The following is an 8,967-nucleotide window of genomic DNA, read 5'->3' as shown; positions in this document are numbered from 1 at the left end:
ACTATGAAAGGGGCAGACTCTCGAAATGAATGAGGGACTGAAGGGTCTCAGGTCAAAGCGTGTATGACCGATCGGCGAGGCAAGCTTGAACTGATTGTGTAGGACAAAACAAATGAAGCGACGCTGACCCTATCCGGCGCCAACTCAAGCGCTTAAAGAGTGTCCGGCTAAGACACGGCAGTTTATCGGGAGCCACCAGACATCCATGCAATCGGGTTATCACTTGCGTGGGGGCACTCCACCCTTGCCATGTGGTTAAGGCGCCTAAAGCGCCAGATTGCCTCGTACCGGTACAGCGGTTGTGGATTTGATCTCGCCAAGAGTGGCTGTGGAGTTCACATTATCCACACTGGGCAGGTTCATCAGGAAATTCATCAGGAAGTCCTGGTACCAGCTCATCGATTTGGCCTGTATTTTCATCATGATGTCCATCTCGCCGAAGATGGAATAGCATTCCAGGATTTCCGGTGTGTTCTCCACTTTCCGACTGAACGTCGCGCGGTCCTTTTCTGATAGTCGCTGTACCTTAAGGTACGCGAATATATGCAGGCCGAACCCAAGTTTTTCACGGTCGAGGATGGCGACCTGCCTCTTGATGTACCCTTCGTCCTTCAGGCGCTGCAGTCGGCGCCAACAGGGTGATTGGGAAAGTCCGACTATTTCCGCCAGCTCAACTGTTGAAACGGAGCAGTCCTTCTGGAGCTGTTCGAGGATTTTGACGTCAAATATCGATAGAGGATCTGTCATCAGTGTAGAATGCAAGCAAAAGTGCGACAAAGAAAGGTAGATAATGCTCATATACTTCCAGAACCGCAATATACATGTGGCATTGGTAAATAAATTATCTATATTATGTCTGAATCATATCGGCACATCTCTATTCTCAGGTCGATCTCTCTCAGGTCTTAGCTTGACAACCTGGTTTCGGAATTTGCCGTTGTCTCTCATCTTTGAGGGTGGGGTAATGCCGGGCATGGGACTGCTACACAAGCAGTTTTCTGGTCCGATTGCGTGCCGCGACTTTCGCTTGTCTTCTAGAGGGATAGGCCGCCATCGACGATGAGCGTCTGGCCGCAGACATAGGCGGCTAAGGGGCTTGCGAGGAAGATCGCGGCACCGGCCATGTCTCCGGGGGTACCCATACGGCCTACCGGTATGGCCCGCAAAGCGCCCTCAAGGCGTTTTGGGTTTTCGGTTGTTACCTTGGTGAGCTTCGTATCGACAAGGCCCGGAGCGAGGCCGTTGACGCGGATACCGTCAGGCGCCCAAGCTTGGCCCAGCGTCTTTGTGAGACTGATGGCGCCAGCTTTTGAGGCGGCATAGGCCGGGTTGCCGACATTGGCCGACAGGCCTGAGATCGAGCTGACAATAATGACCGAACCCTGTGTCTTTGCGAGCATGGGTTTGCAGACGCGGGAGCAGTGCATCAGGCTGTCGAGATTGACGGCCATGACCTTGTCCCATCCGGGTTTTTCGAATTCTCCGCGTTTGTAGACGACGATGCCCTGGCTGAGGATGAGGCAATCGAGGGTGTCGAAGTCAAGCTGTGCAGATTCAATTTCGTCGGGGCTTCCGACATCAACCTGCTGATAGAGGAGGCCTTCGAGATCGCTGCCATCGGCTGGATCATAGTCAGACGCCTTGGCGCGTGTTCCCCAGACATGTACTTCAGCGCCGCGGGCGCGGAAGGCCTGTGCGATGCCATTGCCGATGCCGCTAGACCCTCCAACGACGAGTACGCGTTTTCCGGTAAAATCTGTATCATCAAAGTTCAAAGTCATTTCCTCCGATTTTATTTTCTGCAGCAACATCACCTATCTTGGCGGTGTTATGCAATCCCGGAGGCAAGGGGATTAATTTTGCGTGCTGGCGATCAGTTCGAAAGAGCGTAGGCGTGCGCCGTGATCATAGACGTCGGATACAATGATAAGCTCTTCAGCGCCGGTTTCGGAGACGAGGGTTTCAATGCCTTTGCCGACGGTGTCCGGTGACCCGACAATGGAGCGGGCCAGCATGTTCTGGGCCTGTGCTTTTTCCGCAGGGGACCAGTAATCGTCGATATTATCGATGGGAGGTTGGCTGAAAGAGCGTGTGCCGCGCAACAGGTTGGCAAATGACATCTTCTGCGTGGTCGAAAGGCGCTGGGCCTCGGCATCTGTTTCGGCAGCGATGATGTTCACGCCGACCATGGCGTATGGCTTGTCCAGCTGTTCAGATGGCTTGAAACGGCTGCGGTAGATTTCGAGCGCGGCCATGAGATGCGCAGGCGCAAAGTGTGATGCGAAGGCGTATGGCAGGCCAAGCTCTGCTGCCAGCATGGCGCCGAAATGACTGGAGCCGAGGATCCAAAGTGGCACCTTTGTGCCTGCGGCGGGTACGGCCTGGACGCGTTGGCCCGGTTGGACAGGTTTGAAGAAGGCTTGCAGTTCCATGACGTCCTGAGGGAAACGTTCGGCCGCTTCCTGGGTTGTGCGCAGGGCGCGTACGGTGATCTGGTCGGTGCCGGGAGCACGGCCGAGGCCGAGATCGATGCGTCCGGGATAGAGTCGTTCAAGGGTACCGAACTGCTCGGCGATCACGATCGGCGCATGGTTCGGTAGCATGATGCCACCTGCGCCGACCCGGATTTTCTTAGAGCCTGCAGCCATGTGGGAGACAACCAGCGACGTCGCAGCACTGGCGATGCCGGCCATGTTATGGTGTTCAGCCACCCAGATGCGGTTGTAATCCCAGTTTTCGGCGTGTGCGGCGAGGTCGCGCGCATTGTCCATAGCGGTGCGAGCATCAGTGCCTTCGGTCACTCGGACAAGATCAAGTATGGACAGTTTGGGCATAAGTCAGCGCTCCGGAATGGCGTCGCGCGATCAGGCAGCAACGGTGAGCAGGTTACTTGGGGACGCGCGGAGCCGAAGTCAAAAAACTGGCTGAGTGCCGCCGGGGAAGGGGATTGGAAGTCTCCTCTCCGCATTGAAACCCCCCACTCAAACCCGTAGCAAACCCCTGAGAAACCCGTCGGAATCCCGTCCGCAAGGACGTGAAGCCGTTGATAGAATGATCGAGGAAATGCCCATGCCCGGCACCAATGTACTCTCCGATATCCGCATCGCTGACATGACGACGGTCATTTTCGGTCCCTATTGCACGCAGACCCTTGCTGACATGGGCGCAGATGTCGTGAAGGTCGAGCCGGCGGCAGGAGATGATTTCCGTAACGTCGGCAAGCCTGTGAACACGAAAAGCATGGGCCCGTGCCACCTTACCATCAATCGCGGCAAGCGCTCGGTTGTCTGGGATCTCAAATCGGACGAGGGCAAGGCGGCTATCACCAAGCTTATCCAGCAGAGCGATGTGTTCATCCATAATGTCAGGGAGGATGCGGTGGAGCGGATCGGGCTGACCTATGAGGAGGTCAAGGCGATCAAGCCGGATATTGTCTATGTGCATTGCACGGGCTTCGGATCGAGCGGTCCCTATGCCGGGCGTCCGGCCTATGATGACCTGATTCAGGGTCTTTCTGGCACGGCCAGCCTGCTGCCACGCGTGGACGGCAATCCCGCACCGCGCTTCCTGCCGACGGCCATTGCAGACAAGGTGTCCGGCCTGCACGCTGTCTATGCCACGCTCGCGGCGCTGCGTAAGCGCGACCGGACCGGGGAAGCCGTGCATGTCGAAGTGCCTATGTTCGAATGTGTGACCCATTTCCTGCTGGAAGAGCACCTTTACGGCGAGACGTTCGATCCCCCGAATGGTCCAGCCTGCTACCAGCGGCAGGTCGACCCCTCACGGCAACCGCTGGAAACAGAAGACGGCTGGATCACTATTGCGCCTTATGTCGACGCGCGTTGGATTCGCCTGTTTGACGTGCTGGGAGCGCCGGACGAGCTAAAGGACGAACGCCTCAATGACCGGCGGGGGCGTTATCACAACATGCCCTACATGATGGAGCGAGTTCAGTCTTACCTCACCGCTAAACCGACGCAGCATTGGCTTGAGGCATTCTCTGCGGCGGACATTCCAGCGGCACGCGTAAATGATATTACAGAGCTAAGGGATGACCCGCATCTGAGGGCGGTCGGTTTCTTCCAGAAACGTGCGCATCCCACCGAGGGGAATTATTGGGAGACGCAACCCCCGGTGATTTTCAGAGACGAGTCGGCCCGTACAATCCGCCCGGCTCCCCTCATAGGCGAGCATACAGACGAGGTTTTTGCTGAAATCGGTCTCACTGCTGCTTCAAAAACAGATTCCAAGGATTGAAAGCGGCTCTCAACCGATAAATTTCTCGTTACCATTGGGAAACTGTTCGTTTTTTGATGCTAAGCGAGGCGCTCAACATGGTATTGCCTATTGGACTTGGCGAACTACTTCGTGAAGTGCAGGGACAAAGCCATGTCGGCGCTTGTTTCCGGGCATTCGTGCGGAAGTCTCGCAGATGACGGAACATCATAAGGCATTTGAATGGCACATACTGGCCGTATCTGGAGTAAGCTGACTCTGCCGCGCGCGCTTGGCGCGGCCGTTGCGGTCATGACGCTTCTCACAGCGCATGCATCCGCTCAGGGGCGGGGGCCCTCCAGCGTGTTCGTCGCGGAAGTGGGTAAACAGGATTTTGCCATGCGGATCGAGGCGCTGGGTACGTTGAAGGCAAATGAGCGCGTGGAACTCACGCTCAATGTCGCCGACCGCGTAACTGCGATCTATTTTGACGACGGTGAGCGCGTAACGGCTGGCAAGACCCTTCTCTCCCTCGCGCAACGTGAGCAGGTCGCTCTGGTCGAATCTGCCCAGGCCACAGCTGATGAAGCGCGTCGGCAGTATGAGCGCGCCCAGCAACTCGCGAGCCAGGATGCGATCGCCCAGACATCTCTTGATGCAGCCCGCCGTGATCTCGACAGCGCTACGGCTCAGCTTCGCGCAGTTCAAGTTCGCCAGAAGGACCGCGTCCTGGTTGCGCCATTTGATGGCGTTCTCGGGTTCCGGATGGTCAGCGTCGGCTCCTACGTCAAACCGGGTGATGTGGTTGCGACACTGGTCGACGATAGCGAAATGAACCTCGATTTCGGCGTACCCTCGAATTTCCTTTTGTCACTTAGGGCTGGTGTGACTGTTACGGCGACGACCGATGACCTGCCCGGCATGGAATTTGCCGGGAAGATCGACAGCGTCGACAATACAATTGACCCCGTCACGCGATCGGTACGCGTACGTGCCGTTCTCCCAAACCCTGACCGTGACCTGAAGGCTGGCATGTTCATGCGTGTCACCATTCTGGCCGACGCTCGCACCGCCCTGTCGATTCCTGAAGGGGCAATACAGCCACTTGGACCTGATAACTTCGTTTTCGTCGCCATGGAAGAAAATGGCAAGAAAATCGCGCGAAAGCGAAAGGTCCAGATTGGCCTTCGCCAGGGCGGGAATGTTGAAGTCCTTTCCGGACTGTCACAGGGCGATCTCATTATTACCGAGGGAGCGATCAAGGCGCGCGATGGGGGTGAAGTCCTTGTGCGTGAACGTTCTGCTGTTTTCCCTGGCGCGTCCGGCAACGGCGCTGCCCTCAACGCACAATAGCCCGGATGTTGCTGTCAGACGTCTCCGTCAAGCGTCCGGTCTTCGCATCTGTCCTGTCGCTTATCCTGATCATTTTCGGCCTCGTCGCCTATGATAGGCTGGCGCTGCGCGAATACCCGGACATTGACGCGCCAATCGTGACGATCAGCACGCGTTATCCCGGTGCCTCGGCCAATGTGATTGAGACGCGCATCACGCGAGTAATTGAAGACCGTATCGCCGGCGTCTCCGGCATCCGCTTTATTAATTCGAATTCCACTGATGGCCGCTCGCGCATCAGTATTGAGTTCAGCATCGACCAGGACATTGACGCGGCGGCCAATGATATTCGCGACCGCGTATCAGGTGTCCTGAACAATTTGCCGCCGGAAGCCGATCCACCCGAGATCGAGAAGGCGGATGCGAACGATGACGTCATTATCTGGCTGAACTTCGGCAGTGACCGCATGACGACGCCTGAACTGACCGATTATGCGGACCGTTATATTGTCGACCGTTTCTCGGCTCTTGATGGCGTTGCGCGTGTTCAAGTTGGTGGCGCGCGCGACTATGCATTGCGCATCTGGATCGACAGGCGGGCACTTGCCTCTCGCGGACTCGCGGTCAGCGATATCGAGAATGCGCTGAGGCGGGAGAATATCGAAGCCCCAGCCGGTAGCCTGGAGTCGGATTCGCGCAACTTCACGGTGCGAATTGAGCGGGCCTTCAAGACGCCGCAGGACTTTGCGGGACTGGTCATTGCACAGGGAGATGACGGCTATCTCGTGCGCTTGGGCGACGTGGCGCGCGTTGAGCGAGGTACGGCCGAAGACAGGACAACCTTCCGCGGCAATGGCGTGCCCATGGTCGGACTGGGCATCATCAAACAGTCAACGGCCAACACTGTGGAAGTGGCCGCCGCGGCGAGGGATCTTGCCGACGAGATCAGCAAGACATTGCCGGAAGGCATGGTGATCGCGCGCGGGTCGGACTCATCGATCTTTATCGATGCGTCCATACGCGAGGTCTACAATACGCTATTCATCGCTGTTGGGCTGGTGACAGTCGTCATCTTCATGTTTCTGGGCAGCCTGCGATCGACGATTATCCCGGCCATTACGGTGCCGATCTCGATTATTTCCACATTCATCGTGCTGTTGGCGCTCGGGCTATCGATCAACCTGCTCACGCTGCTTGCGCTGGTTCTGGCCATCGGCCTTGTCGTGGATGATGCCATCGTTGTGCTTGAGAACATTCACCGGCGGATGGACGAGTATGGTGAAACACCGCTTGTGGCTGCCTATCGCGGCACGCGTCAGGTGGGCTTTGCCGTGGTTGCGACAACGATGGTGCTGATCGCTGTATTCCTTCCTATCACGTTCCTGCAAGGCAATGTCGGCCGCCTGTTCACCGAGTTCGCGCTGACGATGGCCGCTGCCGTTTTCTTCTCGAGTATATTGTCGCTGACGATCGTGCCGATGATGTCGTCAAAGCTTTTGAAGCCCAAGGCGACGACGGGCGCTATGCGCTATATCCCGCTGGCGATTGATAGCGTCTTTGCCCGTCTCAGGACCGGATATGGCTGGATTCTGAGCAAACTCATCTACCGGCCGATATTTGTGATGCTCATACTGTTGGGCATTTTCGGAGGCGCTGCCTCGCTTTACCAGAATATCGACGAAGAATTCGTGCCTCAGGAGGATCGCGGTACATTTTTCATCAGCATCCGCGGTGAGGAAGGCGCGTCGTTCGATTACATGGCGACCTATCTCGACGAGATTGAGCAGCGCCTTTTGCCCTATACGGAGTCGGGCGAGGCAACCCGCCTTCTGGTTCGTGCGCCGGGCTTTGGCAGCTCGAGCTTCAATCAGGGGTTTGTGGTCGTCGTGCTGGATGACTGGTCGAAGCGGCGATCCGGTGACGAGATCATTGCGGAGATAAATCGCAAACTGTCTGACATGCCTGGGATAAGGGCCTTTGCGGTTATGCGGCAGGGCCTCGGCGGGGGTAATGGAAAGCCTGTTCAGTTCGTGCTTGGCGGGCCGTCCTATGAGCAGCTGACGCAGTGGCGCGATACATTTGTGGCGGCTCTGGAGGACAATAACCCGGGCCTTGTTGATATCGACTGGGACTATAAGGAAACCCAGCCACAGTTCCGCATCTCGATCGATTATGACAGAGCTGCCGACTTGGGCGTGACTGTCTCCGATGTCGGCAACACTTTGCAGACCATGCTCGGATCGCGCCGCGTGACTACTTATACCGACCAGGGGGAGGAATATGATGTCATCCTCGAGGGGCTGAGGTCGGACCAGAATACGCCCATGGACGTGCAGAACATCTATGTGCGGTCGTCCCGCTCGGGCCAGCTTGTTCCGCTGTCCAGTCTGACCAAGATCGAGTCCATCGCCGATAGCCCAAGCCTCAACCGCTACAATCGCGTCCGATCCATCACCATCGAAGCGGGTCTTGCACAAGGCGTTTCGCTAGGTACGGCGTTGAGCGGCATGGAGCGTATCGCCAAGGAAGTTCTGCCGACAGAGGCCACGATTGACTACAAGGGTCAGTCGCTGGACTTCAAGTCGTCCGGAGGTTCTATCCTGTTCGTATTTGCGATCGGTCTGGTGATTGTGTTTCTGGTATTGGCAGCCCAGTTTGAAAGCTACCGACATCCTATCATTATTATGCTCTGCGTCCCCGCAACGATTGCCGGCGGTTTGTTGGGGCTTTGGCTCACGGGCAACACGCTGAATATCTATACGCAGATCGGATTGATCATGCTGGTCGGCCTTGCCGCCAAGAACGGCATCCTGATCGTGGAATTCGCCAACCAGTTGCGCGATGAGGGCGAAGAGTTTGATGTGGCACTAAGGGAAGCGGCACTGGCGCGCTTTCGGCCAATCGTGATGACAAGCTTGACCACAGCTGCGGGTGCTGTGCCGCTCATTCTGTCGGAAGGGGCAGGGGCCGAAACTCGCCAAGCGATCGGCGTCGTCATCTTGTTCGGTGTGATCACGGCTGCCTTCATTACTGTCTTATTCGTGCCGACGGCTTATGCGCTGATTGCACGGAAATCTGGTTCACCGAATGACGTGGCCCGCCGGCTTGAGGCCGAGGAAAAAGAGGCCGATTTGGTTCCTGCGCCTGCTGAATAGGGTTTCCACTCATTCGTCAGGGGCGGAATCGAAAGGTGCGAGATAATTACTCGCAATTGCCGCGTTGTGGGCAGAAACCCAATTTGTGTGCCCAAGGTTGCATCTCGCCAGGCTTCCGGTGGTGCCGAGCGGTGATTCGCCTTGAATTCACGGCGACGTGCCCCTGAAGCTACCTGAAATCCAGTAATAATCAGAGGTCCGGTGATATTCAGCTTCATGGAGATACCTAAGACACGATCGATGCAAGTTGGACGCGGTAGGCTGG

The 8,967-nt window shown here is 56.8% G+C and carries 6 protein-coding genes; 3 read left to right on the top strand and 3 right to left on the bottom strand.

Translation table 11 applies throughout. The annotated features are described in order from the left end of the window. Nucleotides 1–264 precede the first annotated feature (264 nt). The 3 genes from V7651_RS18040 to V7651_RS18030 form a co-directional block, all read right to left on the bottom strand. Nucleotides 265–798 (bottom strand): Lrp/AsnC family transcriptional regulator, encoded by a 534-nt coding sequence (locus V7651_RS18040; RefSeq protein ID WP_335613943.1) that lies wholly within the window; start codon nucleotides 796–798, stop codon nucleotides 265–267. 236 nt (nucleotides 799–1,034) lie between these two features. Then, nucleotides 1,035–1,781, bottom strand: coding sequence for an SDR family NAD(P)-dependent oxidoreductase (locus tag V7651_RS18035; protein WP_418887262.1), 747 nt, complete (start codon nucleotides 1,779–1,781; stop codon nucleotides 1,035–1,037). A 72-nt stretch (nucleotides 1,782–1,853) separates the two neighbouring features. Beyond that, nucleotides 1,854–2,834, bottom strand: coding sequence for an LLM class flavin-dependent oxidoreductase (locus V7651_RS18030; protein WP_335613941.1), 981 nt, complete (start codon nucleotides 2,832–2,834; stop codon nucleotides 1,854–1,856). Nucleotides 2,835–3,069: 235 nt separating this feature from the next. On the opposite strand from V7651_RS18030, the gene V7651_RS18025 reads away from it, so the two are divergent. From V7651_RS18025 to V7651_RS18015, 3 genes are all read left to right on the top strand, one after another. Further along, nucleotides 3,070–4,257, top strand: coding sequence for a CaiB/BaiF CoA transferase family protein (locus tag V7651_RS18025; RefSeq protein ID WP_335613940.1), 1,188 nt, complete (start codon nucleotides 3,070–3,072; stop codon nucleotides 4,255–4,257). A 201-nt stretch (nucleotides 4,258–4,458) separates the two neighbouring features. Next, entirely contained in the window at nucleotides 4,459–5,568 is a 1,110-nt protein-coding gene (locus V7651_RS18020; protein WP_335613939.1) for an efflux RND transporter periplasmic adaptor subunit, read from the top strand. A gap of 5 nt (nucleotides 5,569–5,573) precedes the next feature. Continuing rightward, on the top strand, nucleotides 5,574–8,702 hold the full coding sequence (locus tag V7651_RS18015) for an efflux RND transporter permease subunit (protein ID WP_335613938.1): 3,129 nt from the start codon (nucleotides 5,574–5,576) through the stop codon (nucleotides 8,700–8,702). The last annotated feature ends 265 nt before the right edge of the window (nucleotides 8,703–8,967 follow it).

It is taken from the genome of Hyphomonas oceanitis (assembly GCF_036964545.1).
Taxonomy (GTDB): domain Bacteria; phylum Pseudomonadota; class Alphaproteobacteria; order Caulobacterales; family Hyphomonadaceae; genus Hyphomonas; species Hyphomonas oceanitis.
This window is presented reverse-complemented; position numbering and strand designations above follow the sequence as displayed.